This window comes from Leptospira semungkisensis, from assembly GCF_004770055.1.
Taxonomy (GTDB): domain Bacteria; phylum Spirochaetota; class Leptospiria; order Leptospirales; family Leptospiraceae; genus Leptospira_B; species Leptospira_B semungkisensis.
Map to the genome: position 1 here is coordinate 215432 of NZ_RQEP01000005.1, position 15982 is coordinate 231413.

Here is a 15982-nt window from a genome sequence, read left to right on the forward strand (position 1 = left end):
TATTCTCCTTTTCCTCTTCTACAGTCCACTATCAGTGGAAGATTCCGAACCGGGGACTCTGCTCTTAGGCAGGCCGAAATTCGATTCGTATTCACTACGTTTGGTGGATTTTTCCGTTAAGATTACAATGTCTATTCTTCTATTGAATGCCTTTGCTTCGGGCGTTCCTTGATTCTCTACGACCAAAGGTCTATAAGATCCAAAGCTCACTGCTTGGAACCAACTTGGATCCAATTTACCTACTCCCACTATATAATCGGTGGAGTTGATCGCTCGGGCTCCTGCAAGATCCCAGTTATTCAAATACGTTCTTTCTTCCCGATTCGGATTGGCTCCGGGCAAGACAGCATCCGCGTCGCAGTGACCTTCTACCCTCACGAATCTTTCGAGTCCTTTGATGAGTCCGCTGGCCTTTTTCAATGTTCCCTTGATCGGTTCCTGCAAGATCGCGGACCCTGGATTAAAATAATCGGCACCGACAAGACTGATCACAAGACCTCTTTCGTCCTCGGTGACTCTTACTTTTCCTGCTTCGATCTCAGGCTTGAATAATTCAGTAGCAGTTTTCTTGGACTTAGAGAGAGCCTTCCCAGTAGTCATGGAAGGAAGACTTTCTATATTCATTCCCATCTCTTCTAACTTTCCTTTAGAAAGAGTTTGGCCTCCATCAAAGAAACCTGTGGTAGTCTTGAACGCGGAGAGAATGATCTGCATCTCGATCGCATTCGTCTTACCAGTACGATATAACATGATGAAGAAGCAAAGAAGAAGGGTCACCATGTCCCCGTACGTAAGCATGTACTCGGGAATATTCTGGATACATTCTGGACATTTTTGTTGAGCCATGACCTTCTACCAAAACCTCAATTAATCGTTCTCGTCCTTGAGCACTCCGCGTTCTCCCGGAGGAAGATAACTTGCGAGCTTATCCTTAACAATACGAGGGTTATCTCCTGACTGAATGGAAAGAGTTCCTTCGATCATGATCTGTCTTACTAATAGTTCGTCTTCGGATTTACGCATGAGCTTCTTCATGATCGGGATCGCGACCATGTTCGCACCCATGGATCCGTACAGTGTGGTAATCAACGCAGCCGCCATCCCTGTTCCGATCGCACTCGCGTCTCCGGATCCAAGGTTCTTCAACATCTGCACGAGACCGATCAGAGTCCCGATCATCCCGAATGCGGGAGCGAGAGCTCCCCAGTTTTCCCACCATGCTTTTCCTGCACTGTGGCGAGAGGAAATATTACTCATCTCCGTTTCCATGATGTTTCGAACAAGCTCAGGATCTGTTCCGTCCACCACGAGAGTAATTCCCTTTCTTAGGAATTCCTCCGGAAGTTCGTTCACGTCATCTTCTAACGCGAGTAGTCCTTCTCTCCTTGCTTTCTCGGAGAAGGAAACGAGTGTCTTAATGAGTCCGATCAAATCGCTTTTTTCTTCGCGAAATGCCTTACGTGTTACCTTGCCCAGGTCCAATGTATTTTGCCAAGGGACCGCCATTACCGTACAAGCGGTTGCTCCCCCGAAGGTAATCAAGATGGAGGGAATATCCACAATATCCAAGGGATTCAAACCCGCGGAGAGAATCCCGAAAATGAAGACCGTTACTGCAGAACCAAAACCGATGATTGTTGCTATATCCATGATCGCTTAATCTGCCCTCTTAAATTGATCCGGCGCGGAACCCAATGGAAACACCAACACGCGCTTTTTGAACTCGATAATCTTTTCGATTACCTGGGGTATACTTTCCTGAACTACATATTTTCTATCGTTAGACAGAGTGATCGTAGTATCCGGATTCGCTTCGATACATTCTATATGAGAGGCGTTTAGAACGAATTCCGTCCCTTTCAATCGGTGTAAGGTAATCAACCGCCTCTCCTCCCGTGAGAGTTCTTTTTAATAGTCTCGACCGTATTGCGGATTTGGATGATGAATTTTTCCTCCGTAAACCGGTTTACAGAGGCCTGAAAATCCTTAGATTTCCAATCTTTGCGATCCGCTTGGGCCAAGGCCTCATTCAAAGAGTCCACTGTCTGCTCTTGGAAGAAGATCCCAGTCTTGCCGGATACCACAGTTTCGAGGGCTCCTCCCTTGGCAAATGCCACCACAGGAGTACAATGCCCTTGCGCTTCTACCGGCGCGATCCCAAAATCTTCCATTCCAGGAAAGATAAAGGTCTTGGCCTTGGAAAGATACTCTTCTACTTCTTTTCTAGGTCTATGAGGAAGGATCTCCACATTAGAAGGAAGATTTTTTACTAATTTCTTATATTCCTGACCGCTTCCTAAGATCTTCAGAGGTCTTCCGTTCTTGCGATATGCTTCGATCGCTAAGTCTATCCTCTTATAAGGAGCAAATGCGGAAACGATAAGATCGAAGTTTTCTTTTTTAGAAGACTGAACCTTAAAGCCTTGTGGCAAGCAAGGGGGGAAGACTACCTTTGCGTTCCTTCTATAAAATTTTTGGATTCTGCGAGATACAAATGCGGAGTTGCAAAGAAACTCATCCACACGATTTGCAGAAACAGAATCCCAGGTTCTGAGATAATTCGAAACCGCTTCGAATGCGAAGAATTTCAATCCGCTTCGATTCGGAAAATAATCATAGTAAAGATCCCAGACATATCTCATGGGAGAATGTACATAACTGATATGAATTGCATCTGGATCCGGGATGACTCCCTTTGCTACGCAATGAGAAGAAGAAAGAATAAGATCATATCCTCGTAGGTCCAAGGATTCTATCGCAGTCGGAAAAAGAGGAAGATACCAACGGTATTTGGATTTGAAAGGAAGTCTATCGGTGAACGCAGTTACGATCTTTCGATTCTCTATTCTATCGTTTAACTTTCCCTTTTCATAAAATAGAGTAAATAGATCTGCCTCCGGATAGACTTTCAGAATAGAATCGAGGACTACTTCTCCTCCTCTCATTCCGTTCAACCAATCATGAATCACTGCGACTTTCATAAATGCTAGGATCGGCAGGACTGCCTGGTTTGTCCCCGCCTTTTCCGAAAGGAGAAGCTGGGAAAAGACTTACTTCTTAGAGTCGGTTCAGGTAGAAATCGCTGGAAACGTTTCCGATCAGGGTCGTTCTGCGATACAGGTTGATTGAGAAAGGAATCGGAGCACTGCGCTCTATTTTTCTATAACCTTCTACATATCTTCTGGCATCGTCTCCGAATACTCTCAGATCCGAAACAGTCTCGGATAGATTATCATAGGTATCCGCGTCATTGATAAATCTAGGAATAGAGCCTCTGTTTCCTTTTAACTTGTACGTGATCTCATCCATGTTTTGGAATAGAAGAATGATATCATTCCGATTCTCCCGGATCACACCTGTGGAAGCCGCAAAGAAATCATCATAGTATCTGGCAGAAGGCGCGAAATCCGGACGAAATCCTTCTTCTTCCTTGTAGGTGGGTCTAAAGAATGTAGTCTTCGGATTTTCTTCTGCGTTTCCAGGATCGATATCTATGGTACGACCCGCTAGCAAGGATGCAGTCTTAAAGCTAATATTATAATTCGAATAGAGAGTGATCGGCTCGGCGAGTCTGATCGTAAGCTCAACCGCCTTGGTCCGATTCTTGTCCAAGAATCGTTTGTCCGGGACCTCTTCGATCGAAACCACGTCCACATCTCTTACAATCCCTCTTTCCACTCCCAAGATGCTGACTGGAGTTCCAGGCCGAATACCCTGGGACTTTGGATAATAAATCTTTAAAGTAAAGGGATAGTCCTCTTCCGATCCTGATCTCTCGATCACAGAATGATAGAGAAGAAAGAAGAAGGCGCAGAAAAAGGCAATGCCTAGATGCAATGGAGAAGGGATCGGAAACTTCATGCTTTCTACTCTTAGATACACTTCCTCCCGATTCGTATCAACTAAAACCTAGGTTCTTAAGAAAATTGAACAGTAGTAAGGTCAAATTCCCGATAGACTTAAATAGAAAGAAGAAAAAACCCTATATAGGGCATCATGAGACATAATATAATTGACTTTTTGAAAGAATCCGTTCAAAAAAGAACGAGTTGGTGGCTTCTGGCCTTCCTCTTTCTTTTAGCCAGTATGCTAGGATGGGGGGTTCGGAGAGGATCTCTCCCCCAGGAGCTGAATAAGCTCATACTGACCGGACACGAGACACTCAAGACCGAAGAAATAGTTCAGATCATGGGAATCCAACCGGGGACCTCCTTCGAAAATTACGACCTGAGCCAAATGGAACACCGACTGACCTCTCATCCCAGAATCAAAGCCGCTCATCTGGAAAAAAAAACCGACGATCAGTTATTGGTAGAGATCACGGAAAGAAAACCTACGTATATCGTGAACTCAGACGGTCATCTTTTCGAAATAGATTCAGAACTAAAGATCCTTTCCATGGATGATGTCCGAACTCCCGGCCTGACTTTGCTTTCCGGAACCTTCCCCAGAGAAAAAGGATCTATGGCGGGAGCCGCTTTCAAAGACCTTCACACTTCCGTAGAGAATGCATTTCGTTCTTATCCTGCATTAAAAAATCGGATCTCAGAAGTTTCCCTTCATGAAGATGGAGAGATCTTTGTATATGCAGACACTCCAAACTCAGTAAGCGTTCAAGTGGGAACCTTATTCCAAACCGAACAGGTTCGAAAGCTATACGCTGTATTAGCATATCTTGAAAAAGAAAGAGTCAGACCCAAACTCGTGGATATACGAGGAGAAGACGCGGTCTACCATTAAGAATATGGAATCTTCAGAAAGAACAATCGTAGCTCTGGATTTAGGATCCTCCCTTACAAAAGTGGTGGTGGGACGTCCAGTCTCCGAATACGAAACAGAGATCATAGGCACAGGGGTCTTTCCTTCTTCCGGGATCAAGAACGGTTCCATAGTCAATATAGAAGCAACCACTCGCTCTATCATAGAAGCTGTTAGCGAAGCGGAACTCATGTGCGGACAAGAGATCGGTTACGTTGTGGTGAATGTAACCGGCAAATCGGTTAAGGCTGACAACTCGAAAGGAGTTGTTGCAATCACGAATCGAGATAGAGCGGTCACCGAGCCTGATGTAGTCCGAGTGATAGAAGCAGCTCAAGCGGTAAGAGTTCCTGCAGACCAGGAAATCCTTCATGTTCTATCCAAAGAATTCGCTGTGGACGATCAGTCTTCTATCAAGGACCCGATCGGAATGACAGGTGTCCGCTTAGAAGCTGAGGTACATATTGTAACCGCAGGTATAACAGCACTTCATAATTTAGAAAAATGTATTGAAGCCGCAGGCCTGGCAGAAGAGACCAGAGTGCTTTCTAGCTTGGCCTCTTCTGATGCAGTTTTGACTTCCGGTGAAAAGGATCTAGGCACTGCTGTATTGGATATAGGCGCAGGCATCTGCGATCTGATCGTTTACATAGACGGAGGGATCTCTTATTCTGCAGTGATTCCTTTCGGAGGATATAATGTTACCTCCGATCTTTCTATCGGATTGAAGACCACGATTGAAACTGCAGAATTAGTGAAGAAGAGATACGGTCATTGTTCCTTAGAAGAGATAGATCCCACTGAGACCGTAGAGATCCCGCCCATCAGCGGAAGGCCGGCGCGTTCCGTTCTTAGAGAAGAATTAGTGCATGTGATCGAGCCGAGAATGAGAGAGATCTTCGAGATGGTGGATGCCGAGCTAGTCAAATCCGGAAAGAAATCCTTCTTGGCTGGAGGAGTGATCCTAACCGGAGGCGGAAGTCTTTTGGAAGGAATAGAAAGCCTAGCAGAAGACGTATTTCGTCTAACGGTAACTAGAGCTCGCCCGGCGGGATTATCCGGATTAGCGGACAGAGTCTCTTCTCCTGAATTTGCAACCGCAGTTGGACTTATTAAATACGCATCTCGATTAGGGGATATGGAAAGAAAATCCCAGGATAGAAGTGAAACCTGGGGTAAAAAAATCCGGAGATGGATAGAGGAAAACCTCTAAGGAGTGAATCATGCTGCGTTTCGAAGAAGAAGATAAATCAAGTCCTGCAGTCATTAAAGTATTAGGTATCGGCGGAGGCGGAATGAACGCAGTCGCCAGAATGGCAAATTCCAGTCTGAGAGGAGTGGAATACGTCATCATGAATACTGACGAGCAAGTATTAAGACGTTCTAATATAGAAAACAAGATCGCCCTAGGTTCCAAGACTACGAGAGGAATGGGCGCCGGAGGAGATCCGGACTTAGGCGCAAAGGCAGCTGAAGAAGATAGAGAGAGAATCACTTCCGTAATCCAAGGCGCAGATATGGTCTTCGTTACTGCAGGAATGGGAGGAGGTACCGGAACAGGTGCAGCTCCTATCGTGGCAAAAATCGCCAAAGAACAGAAATGTTTAGTAGTAGGTGTGGTCACCATTCCATTCTCCTTCGAAGGAAAAAGAAGAATGGAATTCGCAAAACGCGGAATCGATCAGCTAAGATCCCACGTGGACACTTTGATCTTAGTAAACAATGAGTCTATCTTTCAAGTTGTAGAGAGAGATACTCCTATCGATCAAGCATTTAGAGTGATAGATGATATTCTATTAAATGCGGTTAGAGGGATCAGCGATATCGTAAATAATCCTGGGATCATCAACGTGGACTTTGCGGATGTCAAAGCGATCATGAGAGATACAGGAGACGCAGTCATGGGAGTGGGAGAAGGTTCCGGCGAGAACAAGGTCTCTCAAGCAGTGAACTTCGCCATCGACAACGCTCTGTTGGATTCTCGCTCTATCGCAGGAGCGACTTCTCTATTGATCAATGTGACTGGCGGAAACGATCTAACCATTTCCGATTGGAACGAAGTATCTCAGATCATCACTTCTCAAGTAGATCCGAATGCGAATATTATCATCGGTTTAACAGAAGACGAAGAATTAGAAAAGAGGATCCGCATTACTGTAATCGCAACCGGATTCCACAAACGTACTTCCGGATTAAGTTCTAGTCCGAAACAACAGATCCAACCTCAAAGAAAAGCAGTCGGAATGGAGATGGAAGAGCAATACCAAAACTTTAAGTCTGAACCGGAAAGGATCAACGAGGCAGAAACCTATAGAGCCTTGAAGGCAAAGAATCCTTCTGCAAATATGAAGGAAGATTATGATATTCCTGCGTTCTTGAGAAGAGGAGAAAAAGGTCGAGGATAACCCCGACCTATATTCTAAAAATAGAATCCTTTTTTGAAGACTGTCGGCCTAAAGATACTAAGGCCTTTCTGACTTATTCGATCGCTTCTGCTGCGGAAGCGGTTAATTTCCGGAGATCGATCAAATAAGATTCTTCCGGGCCACCTAATTTTGCTGCTTGGTCATACAATTCACTGGCCTTCTCAAAGTCTCCTTGGGAAAAATAATACGTAGCCAAGTTTGCTTTTGCTGCCCAGGACTTACCCTTTGCTTTTTGATCCGCCTTTTCCCAAGCTGCTTTTGCTCTTTGAAAGCTAGGAGTCTCTCCCTTGATCTCCTCGTATCCGTCTGTTAAAAAAGACTCTATCTCCGGATCTTCATCCTTGGTAAAGATAGAGACGCTTTCCGTTTTGACTCGCGGAGAAAGTCTCGCCTCTATCTCTGGAATAGTTTCGTCTAACGCTTTCGAAAGAGATTCTAACATAGCAGAACAATTTGTATCTCCCGCTCCGCTATCTACTACGACCGGTTTAGTGATGACTGCCTTCTTCGTTTCTCCAGTGTCTACTCTCACAAGACTTGCCTCAATCGGTAAAAGGATCCTTCGTACTCCAGTTGGCCTCATTACAGGTTGTGCCTGCTGTCCCCCATATCCACCGCCACCATAAGAACGATGCCTTCTGCTTTGATTTGCGGCTGCGGCAACCTGAAGAACCTGAACTCCCATAGCCCAATAATCAGCTCTCATCTCTATTGTACATTCGGAAGCCGGTCTTGCTACTGAGATATACAATATCGCCTCAGCGCCTAGAAGATTGCCTACTTGGATCCTATTCTGAGTGATCCCAGTCAGAGTAAATGTTTGCTCATTTAAAACGTCTGCCCTCTTACTCAAATCTATCAATTTGAAATAAGAATCATTCGAGAATGCTTCGAAGATCTTGTCAGGCACTACAGCAAGAAAGGAACGACTAACGTCATAATCCTCCGCCCAGACATCGGATTTAGGAGGCTCTACTGCGAGGCCTACATTTCGCACTCCTTTCAAGAAGATCCTAAGCTCCCTGCCTTCTTTTGTTTGGGCAAAATACGGGTATTCTACTCGCACCGACTGGCAGGATGTATAGATAAATCCCGCGATAAATACGTATAAAAGATTTCGGCGCATAAAAATCCGACCTTCCCTTGCTCCGAATTCTATCCTTTCTTGCGAAAATTCGGAAATTATTTTTTCATCCGTGAATCAAACAAAACTTTAAGCGGACTTTCTTTCCTTCCAAACCATAGAAAAGAGCGCAGCCAAGGCATACATGACTAGTCCATACATCAGGATCGTGAGTAAGGTTTCCTTTTGTTTTACGTGCAATTCTGCAAGAAGCAAGGCTAAAGAAAGACTTCGTATTCCGGACACCATGGAGAGAGAGGCCCTGGCTTCTCTTTCTTCTTTAAATAAAAACAATCCCGGAAGAAGGGAGATTAAGACGGTTCCTACAGCTCCGATCCAAATAAAAAGTCCGAGGCTCAAAGCGAATTCCCCGTATTGAAAGATCAAAACTAAGATCGAGGCAACCAAGCAAAATGTGCTAAACCTTTCTACCCATTTGGAAGAATTGTCCGCAATCCCTGAGAAGAAATACCTGAATCCCAAACCGATAAGCAAGGGTAATCCCTGCAAAAAGAATCCGATCATAAAGAGTTTGAGGAATAGATCGAAATTAAATCCGCTTCCACCTTGGTAGATCGAAAAGATAAGAGGAGTGAGCAATGTATTTGCTCCGTTCAAGATCGCGATCAGTAGTCCGCCTAAAGCAGGATTTCCTTGAGCACTCAACACGAACAATCCGCCAGATGCGCCCCCAGGAGAAGCGGCACAAAGAAAGATGGAGATCATCGCGAACTCGGAGATAGAAAGAACCTTGCCTAAATAAAAGGCCGAAAACGGTAGTACTCCGAAATTCCAAAAGAATGCAAATACAAGGATAGGAGCAAATCTGGTCCAGGAACCGATCTCCTTCTTTTCGATCCTCATTCCCAGACCGAGCATGGAAGATAAGGATAAAAGAATGAGAAGGGTCCGTATTAGCATTTTCTAATTTTATTTCAAGACGTTCTTAATGAACGTTCTCTCTTTGATCGTTTGAGAGATGAAACTCGCAATCGCAAAGAAGAAAGCAAAACCTAAAAAGAAATAAGGATAAATTGAAACTCTTTCTTCAGGCAGATTATTCTGCACTAGTAGACCGTAAAATCCGACGACCAATAACGCAGCAGGAACAGTAATCGCCGCGCCGGTATTCACATACAATTTGAATTGAATGGAATCCGAAGACTTCTTTGCAACTCCGTAAGACCAAAGCCAATTCCTATACTTTGGCAAAGTGGAAGCATTTTGAAAGAGCAATTTATTTTCTTTCAATTGGACAGAGTAACCCGCCTTCTCCAAGAGTTTACCTACCTGATTAAAATCCAAAGAAGGATCTAATTTACCTCGAAGGATTGTCGGTAAAAACGTATGAAAATGGAATTCGGAAAAAGATTCCTTCTTCTTGCGATCCCAAAGAGAATAGAAGAATACCAGAATGAAAATAAGAATAGGAAGAACGTTTAAAATTATAGTTATCATTTTTGTTTTTATGCCGCTGTTAGAATGATCGGTCCAAGCTCCGTCACAACCACTGAATGTTCGAACTGAGCCGTAAAAGAACCGTCAGGAGTCTTTAATGTCCATCCGTCCGATCCTTCTACAAAGTCTTCTGCTCCTGTTGAAACAAAGGTTTCGACCGCAATGACCTGTCCCGATTTTAAAATTCGCTTATCTCTAGGTTCATAATAATTACAAATATCGAATGGTTCTTCATGAAGAGACTTGCCTACTCCATGTCCGCATAAGGTACGAATCACTTTGTATCCATTCTTCTTTGCAGTGTTCTCAATCGTTCTGCCGATCGAATTCAATTTTTGTCCGGTTCTCACTCCGGAAAGAGCGAGCTTTAACGCTTCTGAAGAAACATCTAAAAGTTTACTTAAACCTTTATCGTCTTTTCCAACAATCAGAGTAAAACCTGTGTCCGCAAAATATCCGTTCAGCTCCAAAGAAACATCCAAATTGAGAAGGTCCCCTTCTTTCAAGATCCTATCGCTCGGGATACCATGAGCAATCTCTGTGTTCAAACTGATGCAAGTATATCCGGGAAATTTATACATGAGTTGCGGAGCACTTCTTGCTCCGAACTTGGAAAAATAAGAATACGCAATTTGATCCAATTCTTTAGTGCTAATGCCAGGCTTAGCAGCTTCTCTCATCTGAACTAAAGTATCTGCAGTGATCCTGCCTATCTTTCGTAATGCTTTCAGATCTTCCTTGTTACGGACCGTCATAAATATTAGTTCTACGAAAAGAAACAAGGTGGCAAACGATAAATCTAGTAATTCTTACAAGAATCAAAAGAATCTCAAAGTTTCTGTTTCACTTCCTCGAAAGTATAAAGAAGCTCGGAAGCAATTTGCTCGCAAGTTTGTAAATATCGTGCCAAAGGATTTTCAGAATTATCTCCGGATTTAGGATCTTCGTAAGGTAAAGAGATCCGTGCTTCCGCTCCGGAAACATAAGGACAGGATTCATCCGCTTGGGAACACACAAAAATCGCTACGAATTCGGAGGCAGGATTCGGCTGCTCTTGGAATTTTTTAGAAAATGCAAGAAGAGAAGGAGTTCCATCCGCCCAACGAATCGAATACTTCGGATTACGAGGAGGTCCTTGGTTCTCTATTCTAAAACCGCAACTCTCCAACGCCTGGATTGCATTCGGATGGAATTCACTGACTGTAGTTCCACCTGAAAAAGATTTAATCCCTGGAAGATCGAAATATTGAGGAATCGCTGCAGCAAACGCCTGTGAGATTTGACTTCTTCTCGAATTCTGAGTACAGACAAATAATAGATTGGCCTTTTGCTTTGCTTCCAAAGAATGCAGGATCGCTTGTGAGAAAGAATCTAAAACTTTCTTTCTATCCGGACCAATATTAGCAATCTTAGATTGTTGCGTTTCCAAATATTTTTTAAGGGGTTGGAATAAGGGAGACATTCCGGGAACTCTAAGCGGCGTTTTCTAAGGAGCAAGCTAGATTTTTCCGTTCAATCCGTAAAATTCGACCGCATTCTTATATAAGATTTTTTGCAATAACTCTCCTTCAAATGTATCGAGGACTAGGTCCAGATCCTCTTTAGAAAAAGGAGAAGGAGATCTCGTAGAAGGTAAATCCGTTCCAAACAGAAGCGAGTCCGGATTTCTTTTAGAGACTTCCAAAAGAGAATCTTGGATCTCTAAATTCGTTCTGCCAAATCCAGTCGCTTTGATTCTGACTCCTTTCTCCGCAAGTCTTAGAATTGTAGCAAATCCTTCCTTAGACAAACCGAGATGGTCTATCGAAACCTTAGGCAAGGAAAGTAATACTCCCTCCAAAAACCCATCGATCTCTTTGGCATCTATATACAATTCTACATGCCATCCAGCAAGATCGAATACTCTTGCTCCTAATTCCTTGATCTTAGAAAGTTCCTCTGAGCCCCCTCTTCTTACATTGAAACGAATCGCTCTCACTCCCGACTTATGCAAAGAAAGAATATCCTCGTCTTTGGTATTGGCAGGCAACTGAGTGACTCCTACATAATTTTTTCCTAATGTAGATAGAGTATCCAAAAGATAGGTTTGATCGAAAGCCTGAAAGGAACCCGAAACCACCGCGCCTGCCTCGACAGAAAGCCAATTCGTATGCTTTCGATAATCGGAGACTGTAAAGGACTCCGGCAAGAAGCCATGGTTCGGAATAAGAGGAAACCTAGGATCTATAATATGGAAATGAGAGTCAAAGATCCGCATGCATATAAGTATAGCACCGGTAAAACAAGAGTCAAGATCTTGGCTTATCTTTGGAATGACTTTCGAACCAAATCACCCTGGATCCGGAAACTAAATCGTGCAATGCCCTCTTCTGATGAGAGAATAGAATTAGTAAAACGGAAAGTCCGTAATAGATAATGGAATCCCAAACGGCAAAGTCCTCGAGAGGATTGGCCTTTTGCAGGATCCGATTCACCGCGGCCCAAGTTAAACCGTTCATTTCGGAGCTATGTTGTATGAATATTATAGAATCGAAACAAGCCTTTATGATCGTAACCATGGACAATAGTAGCTCAGGCAAACTACGTAAAAACGACCGGATCCAGCCTAACCCGTCATATTCGGAGTTTACTACTACTATCCCGGCCCAGTTCTTTCCTAGAGTCCTGCCGAATTTAGCATGTAATACGAATCTATAACCTATGTATAAAAGGGAATGTAACGCAGTATACAAGGGAAGCAACTGATACGCAGTTCTATCATGATAATATATTACGAATCCATAAGGAATGAGAATAGGACAAAGGACCAGAAAATCCAGGAATTGAGCGTACACACGAATGCCCAGACCTGCATGGCGAATATTAGCTTTTTGTATAATCACTTCTTTGAGAAAACTCATGCCATTTCCCTTTTCATTCGTAGACTTCCTTGTCCCCTTTCCATTCTCCCTTGAAAATCACGGAACCATCCGAACTTTTGAGAACTCCCTTGCCTTCTCTTTTATTCGATCTCCAGATCCCTTCGTAGGAACTTCCATCGGGATAGATATTCAGCCCCTTTCCTTCCTTGTTTCCCTTTGCCCAATTTCCTTCGTAAGATTCTCCGCTTTCAAGCACTAGCTTTCCTTTGCCGTGGGCTAGCCCATTCTCAAAATTTCCTTCATAGCGATAGGAACCAGGAAGAGATTTAATACCGTATCCTTCTTTGCAATTTCCTTCCAAGCATCTGGCTGAAAAATAATAATACGCTCCGAATACGATTACAGGAAGAAGGAGCATAGGATAATAAGACTTGTTCATTCGGATCAAAATTAAGATGGATTCTCTTTGGAGAATTCTTTGAAATTTCTTTTTCGAACGATAGAGTTTAATCTTTTGAGGAGACGTTTAAGATCGTCCTCTCCCATAGCGCTGATCACAGCGTCTTGGGCTTTTTCCCAGATCGGGTACGCGATTCGTAAAGCATCCAACCCTTTTTCGGTCAGCGCCACTTTTCTAGCTCTCTTAGTATCAGAAGGAATATCGGAAACATATCCTAGTTCTTCGAGCGGGGATAGATTTCTCAAGAGAGTGGTCCTGTCCATAACCAGAAGATCAGCAAGGACAGAAAGTTCCAAGCCGTCACTCGCTCCGAGAGTGTGAAGAAGACTAAAACGTTGAGACGTTAGTCCTGCTTGCTCCAATTCTCGATCGTAAAATTGCGTAACAGCGCGAGAAGCTCTACGCAGGTTGAAGTTCACGCAATTCAAACCTGCGCTTGCCATATCCTGTTTGCTCAGAAATTTTTCAGATCTCCGAGCTACGGCTGTTTGCGCTTTCTTGGACATTCTAATTAGGGAGACTCAATTCGTTCTCCTGAGTATTTTCCTTCTCCGACTTGTTTTCGCAACTGTTTTACCCTGGCTTCGAAGGAAGTATCTTCCATATCTTCATCCTTATACAAACAGGATTCCAGAAAGGAGAATATTTCTTGATCGTGACGGGCAGGTCTTCCCTTGGCAAGGTCTACAAACGTAAAATCCACCCAGGCAGTCGCCTTCAATCGGTTGCCCTCTTTATCAAAGAGAAGAGCCTCATTGGTGATGCCCCCTGGGGTCAATCGAATCAAACGGGTCATGATCTTGACGATATCGTTATGTCGTACTGGCTCCAAATACTGGATTTGCACCCTGGATACCACCCAGGATTTGCCGTATCGATTCCCGTATTCGTAAAAGTCAAAGCTAGCACTCTCTCTCAAGTGCTCCGATCTGGCTTCGATGAAATAATCCATGTATCTGGCGTTATTCAAATGCCCGAAAGGATCGCAGTCCTGAAAGCGGATCCGAGTAAAATTATAAGGGGAAAGCTCCGGTTTAATAAGAGTAGATTCCATTCGTTTCTCCAGGAGAAGAATTTTAGTGCAAATACATATATGTAGTTACACATGTGTATTTGCATATATAGACCATTCTCAGAGATCGGTCAACGGGATTTTTAAGGAAATTTTAGTTGGAAAGAAGAAGCATTAGTCCCACCATAAGGGCAAAAGATGTTCCTCTAGGATCATCTTTTCCATTTCTTCTAAGGATCCCAGGTTCTGCTCGACCGCATCCGGACAGAAGTCGTATGCCTCTTTTGCGAGTTGCTTCGGGTTTTTAGGAGGATCCATAAGCAAGGCGCTGATCGAATCAGAATCGATGATCACAAAGCGCATGGAAGAATATTTCTCTTCCCATTGTTTAAACTTCTTTTCGATGCTATCCGTATCTATATTGTATCTAGGAGCGGAGGTCCCTATCTTTCTGAGAAGTTCGTATTTATCTTGGTCATAAACGATCACTACTTGATAAAAAGCGTTATAATTTCCGCCTTCAAACTCTGCATCATAACCGGTAAGAAAGATGGTATATTTCCATTCTTCTAATCTTGGTCTTAACTTACCTAAAAGATCCAAGGCCTCGTCTTCTTTCATTCTGAGACTTATTCCAGGAGAAGGAAGTAAAATGTCCTCACCGTCCTTAGATGCTTCTTGAGATCGTATATAAAATTTTTCTATTTTAGAGTTTGTGAATTTTCTCACGAGCTCTAACACTTCCTTATCTCTATTTCCTCCTATTTCCGACTTGGAACAAGAAGAGAAGAATAAACTTAGAAAAATAAGAACTAGGAAAATCCTCTGCATGTATGTCAAAATCCAAGAATGCTCATATTTGGAAATCAGATTGTTTCATTTGCTTGGGATCTTGTCCAAGACTTCGGACCAATGAGCCTTTTCCTGATCCGAGATTTTTCCTCTGCGATCATACCTTACGTTATAAACTCCGTATTCGCCTCTAAAAAGTTTAGCCACCTGAGAATTGGGAGCTTGTTTAAGACAGGCAGAGTTTTCCCAAAAATAAGCGATCTTATTCTCCGATTCAAAGTCTTTGGACCAATTGAGATTGGGGCAATCCTTCTTCTTACCGGATTCTAAAAGTGCGTAAATTTGAGAAATGGATGAGGATCTTACCTTATACACATGAATTGTGACCATCTCATTCCAATACAAAACGGATTCTTGCTTAGGAATGTATTGCAATAACGCCTGATCGTTCGTATTCACTTCGGAGGCAACCTTCCATTCCCTTCCATCCAAACGAATAATCTCTCCTTCTGCTTCCAGTGAGAATTCCTTTCTTAATTTTTTCTTTTCAGATTCATGAATTAGCACTTCGGTCTGGAGATGGGTCGGAAGTCCATTATCATTTTTTAATGTAATAAGGATCCATTTTCTACTCGTCCCTATCTTACGGATCCAATCTAAAGACTGTCCGGAGGAAGGGATCTTTTCTTTGAGAGTGATTGCTCCTAGAGAAAGAGGCTTCTCCTTCTTCCATAAAAATTGTTCGGAAGAATCCTCCGCAATTTCATATACCTCCAAACTTTCTAGAGAAGGATTCTTAATCGTACCCTTTAAGCTCATCTTGAGCTGCTTGTTTTCAGATAGAAATGAAACGTCTTCTATCTTGAACCAATCGTTTTCCGTTTTCTTCTTTCGGGTCATATCCGGAAAACAGTCGAGACCAAAGATTACAAAAATAACAAGAACGCAGAGATTCCAATTTCTGATAAAAATAGAAGAGGCGAATTGTTTCAAAGAAGGATCCTTAAGAGAATGAAAACCGACCGAGTCTGGTCAAAATATTGAGATCAAGCAATCGTTTTACCGAACGAGCCAAAGGCAAAAAACAAATCT

20 protein-coding genes are annotated in these 15982 nt (G+C 43.2%); 3 read left to right on the forward strand and 17 right to left on the reverse strand.

Annotation, left to right across the window (positions count from 1 at the left end; all coding sequences use genetic code 11):
* Nucleotides 1-18: 18 nt before the first annotated feature.
* The 5 genes from motB to EHO59_RS01165 form a co-directional block, all read right to left on the reverse strand.
* Nucleotides 19-846: a flagellar motor protein MotB gene (gene motB, locus EHO59_RS01145; RefSeq protein ID WP_135583945.1), complete on the reverse strand. Its 828-nt coding sequence runs from the start codon at nucleotides 844-846 to the stop codon at nucleotides 19-21.
* A gap of 21 nt (nucleotides 847-867) precedes the next feature.
* Nucleotides 868-1650 (reverse strand): motility protein A, encoded by a 783-nt coding sequence (locus EHO59_RS01150; RefSeq protein WP_135583947.1) that lies wholly within the window; start codon nucleotides 1648-1650, stop codon nucleotides 868-870.
* Between the two features lie 6 nt (nucleotides 1651-1656).
* Nucleotides 1657-1881: a flagellar FlbD family protein gene (locus EHO59_RS01155; protein ID WP_135583949.1), complete on the reverse strand. Its 225-nt coding sequence runs from the start codon at nucleotides 1879-1881 to the stop codon at nucleotides 1657-1659.
* On the reverse strand, nucleotides 1878-2981 hold the full coding sequence (locus EHO59_RS01160; RefSeq protein WP_167882043.1) for a glycosyltransferase: 1104 nt from the start codon (nucleotides 2979-2981) through the stop codon (nucleotides 1878-1880). Before EHO59_RS01160 ends, EHO59_RS01155 begins: the two co-directional genes overlap by 4 nt.
* A 76-nt stretch (nucleotides 2982-3057) precedes the next feature.
* Nucleotides 3058-3861, reverse strand: a complete 804-nt coding sequence (locus tag EHO59_RS01165; RefSeq protein ID WP_135583953.1) for an MlaD family protein — start codon at nucleotides 3859-3861, stop codon at nucleotides 3058-3060.
* Nucleotides 3862-3996: 135 nt separating this feature from the next.
* On the opposite strand from EHO59_RS01165, the gene EHO59_RS01170 reads away from it, so the two are divergent.
* From EHO59_RS01170 to ftsZ, 3 genes are read left to right on the forward strand one after another with little or no spacing between them, the layout of a single operon-like run.
* A complete protein-coding gene (locus EHO59_RS01170) occupies nucleotides 3997-4740 on the forward strand; it encodes a cell division protein FtsQ/DivIB (protein ID WP_135583955.1) in 744 nt (247 codons plus the stop codon).
* 4 nt (nucleotides 4741-4744) lie between these two features.
* Nucleotides 4745-5971, forward strand: a complete 1227-nt coding sequence (ftsA, locus tag EHO59_RS01175; protein ID WP_135583957.1) for a cell division protein FtsA — start codon at nucleotides 4745-4747, stop codon at nucleotides 5969-5971.
* A gap of 10 nt (nucleotides 5972-5981) precedes the next feature.
* Complete coding sequence (gene ftsZ / locus EHO59_RS01180; RefSeq protein WP_135583959.1) at nucleotides 5982-7163, forward strand: cell division protein FtsZ; 1182 nt, start codon at nucleotides 5982-5984, stop codon at nucleotides 7161-7163.
* Between the two features lie 73 nt (nucleotides 7164-7236).
* On the opposite strand, the gene EHO59_RS01185 is transcribed toward ftsZ, so the two are convergent.
* From EHO59_RS01185 to EHO59_RS01240, 12 genes are all read right to left on the reverse strand, one after another.
* A complete protein-coding gene (locus tag EHO59_RS01185; protein WP_135583962.1) occupies nucleotides 7237-8310 on the reverse strand; it encodes a lipoprotein LipL41 in 1074 nt (357 codons plus the stop codon).
* Nucleotides 8311-8397: 87 nt separating this feature from the next.
* Entirely contained in the window at nucleotides 8398-9228 is an 831-nt protein-coding gene (locus EHO59_RS01190) for a bile acid:sodium symporter family protein (protein WP_135583964.1), read from the reverse strand.
* A gap of 9 nt (nucleotides 9229-9237) precedes the next feature.
* On the reverse strand, nucleotides 9238-9765 hold the full coding sequence (locus EHO59_RS01195; RefSeq protein WP_135583966.1) for a hypothetical protein: 528 nt from the start codon (nucleotides 9763-9765) through the stop codon (nucleotides 9238-9240).
* Between the two features lie 8 nt (nucleotides 9766-9773).
* On the reverse strand, nucleotides 9774-10520 hold the full coding sequence (gene map, locus EHO59_RS01200; protein WP_135583968.1) for a type I methionyl aminopeptidase: 747 nt from the start codon (nucleotides 10518-10520) through the stop codon (nucleotides 9774-9776).
* A gap of 74 nt (nucleotides 10521-10594) precedes the next feature.
* A complete protein-coding gene (locus tag EHO59_RS01205; RefSeq protein ID WP_135583970.1) occupies nucleotides 10595-11227 on the reverse strand; it encodes an arsenate reductase/protein-tyrosine-phosphatase family protein in 633 nt (210 codons plus the stop codon).
* Between the two features lie 36 nt (nucleotides 11228-11263).
* A complete protein-coding gene (locus EHO59_RS01210) occupies nucleotides 11264-12022 on the reverse strand; it encodes an amidohydrolase family protein (RefSeq protein WP_135583972.1) in 759 nt (252 codons plus the stop codon).
* 31 nt (nucleotides 12023-12053) lie between these two features.
* A complete protein-coding gene (locus EHO59_RS01215) occupies nucleotides 12054-12665 on the reverse strand; it encodes an RDD family protein (protein WP_135583974.1) in 612 nt (203 codons plus the stop codon).
* A gap of 13 nt (nucleotides 12666-12678) precedes the next feature.
* Nucleotides 12679-13065 carry an MORN repeat-containing protein gene (locus EHO59_RS01220; RefSeq protein ID WP_210413038.1) on the reverse strand — a complete coding sequence of 129 codons (387 nt, stop codon included), beginning with the start codon at nucleotides 13063-13065 and terminating at the stop codon, nucleotides 12679-12681.
* 11 nt (nucleotides 13066-13076) lie between these two features.
* Nucleotides 13077-13529 carry a MarR family winged helix-turn-helix transcriptional regulator gene (locus EHO59_RS01225; protein WP_246052579.1) on the reverse strand — a complete coding sequence of 151 codons (453 nt, stop codon included), beginning with the start codon at nucleotides 13527-13529 and terminating at the stop codon, nucleotides 13077-13079.
* 68 nt (nucleotides 13530-13597) lie between these two features.
* On the reverse strand, nucleotides 13598-14140 hold the full coding sequence (locus tag EHO59_RS01230; RefSeq protein ID WP_135583978.1) for an acyl-CoA thioesterase: 543 nt from the start codon (nucleotides 14138-14140) through the stop codon (nucleotides 13598-13600).
* 132 nt (nucleotides 14141-14272) lie between these two features.
* Nucleotides 14273-14929, reverse strand: coding sequence for a DUF4253 domain-containing protein (locus EHO59_RS01235; RefSeq protein ID WP_135583981.1), 657 nt, complete (start codon nucleotides 14927-14929; stop codon nucleotides 14273-14275).
* Between the two features lie 45 nt (nucleotides 14930-14974).
* Entirely contained in the window at nucleotides 14975-15883 is a 909-nt protein-coding gene (locus EHO59_RS01240) for a hypothetical protein (protein WP_246052581.1), read from the reverse strand.
* Nucleotides 15884-15982 lie beyond the last annotated feature (99 nt).

Bases quoted from the DNA above. Each gene is read 5' to 3' on its own strand.
- motB (WP_135583945.1), bottom strand. From the start codon at position 846: ATGGCTCAACAAAAATGTCCAGAATGTATCCAGAATATTCCCGAGTAC.
- EHO59_RS01150 (WP_135583947.1), bottom strand. From the start codon at position 1,650: ATGGATATAGCAACAATCATCGGTTTTGGTTCTGCAGTAACGGTCTTC.
- EHO59_RS01160 (WP_167882043.1), bottom strand. From the start codon at position 2,981: ATGAAAGTCGCAGTGATTCATGATTGGTTGAACGGAATGAGAGGAGGA.
- EHO59_RS01165 (WP_135583953.1), bottom strand. From the start codon at position 3,861: ATGAAGTTTCCGATCCCTTCTCCATTGCATCTAGGCATTGCCTTTTTC.
- EHO59_RS01170 (WP_135583955.1), top strand. From the start codon at position 3,997: ATGAGACATAATATAATTGACTTTTTGAAAGAATCCGTTCAAAAAAGA.
- ftsA (WP_135583957.1), top strand. From the start codon at position 4,745: ATGGAATCTTCAGAAAGAACAATCGTAGCTCTGGATTTAGGATCCTCC.
- ftsZ (WP_135583959.1), top strand. From the start codon at position 5,982: ATGCTGCGTTTCGAAGAAGAAGATAAATCAAGTCCTGCAGTCATTAAA.
- EHO59_RS01185 (WP_135583962.1), bottom strand. From the start codon at position 8,310: ATGCGCCGAAATCTTTTATACGTATTTATCGCGGGATTTATCTATACA.
- EHO59_RS01190 (WP_135583964.1), bottom strand. From the start codon at position 9,228: ATGCTAATACGGACCCTTCTCATTCTTTTATCCTTATCTTCCATGCTC.
- EHO59_RS01195 (WP_135583966.1), bottom strand. From the start codon at position 9,765: ATGATAACTATAATTTTAAACGTTCTTCCTATTCTTATTTTCATTCTG.
- map (WP_135583968.1), bottom strand. From the start codon at position 10,520: ATGACGGTCCGTAACAAGGAAGATCTGAAAGCATTACGAAAGATAGGC.
- EHO59_RS01205 (WP_135583970.1), bottom strand. From the start codon at position 11,227: ATGTCTCCCTTATTCCAACCCCTTAAAAAATATTTGGAAACGCAACAA.
- EHO59_RS01210 (WP_135583972.1), bottom strand. From the start codon at position 12,022: ATGCGGATCTTTGACTCTCATTTCCATATTATAGATCCTAGGTTTCCT.
- EHO59_RS01215 (WP_135583974.1), bottom strand. From the start codon at position 12,665: ATGAGTTTTCTCAAAGAAGTGATTATACAAAAAGCTAATATTCGCCAT.
- EHO59_RS01220 (WP_210413038.1), bottom strand. From the start codon at position 13,065: ATGAACAAGTCTTATTATCCTATGCTCCTTCTTCCTGTAATCGTATTC.
- EHO59_RS01225 (WP_246052579.1), bottom strand. From the start codon at position 13,529: ATGGCAAGCGCAGGTTTGAATTGCGTGAACTTCAACCTGCGTAGAGCT.
- EHO59_RS01230 (WP_135583978.1), bottom strand. From the start codon at position 14,140: ATGGAATCTACTCTTATTAAACCGGAGCTTTCCCCTTATAATTTTACT.
- EHO59_RS01235 (WP_135583981.1), bottom strand. From the start codon at position 14,929: ATGCAGAGGATTTTCCTAGTTCTTATTTTTCTAAGTTTATTCTTCTCT.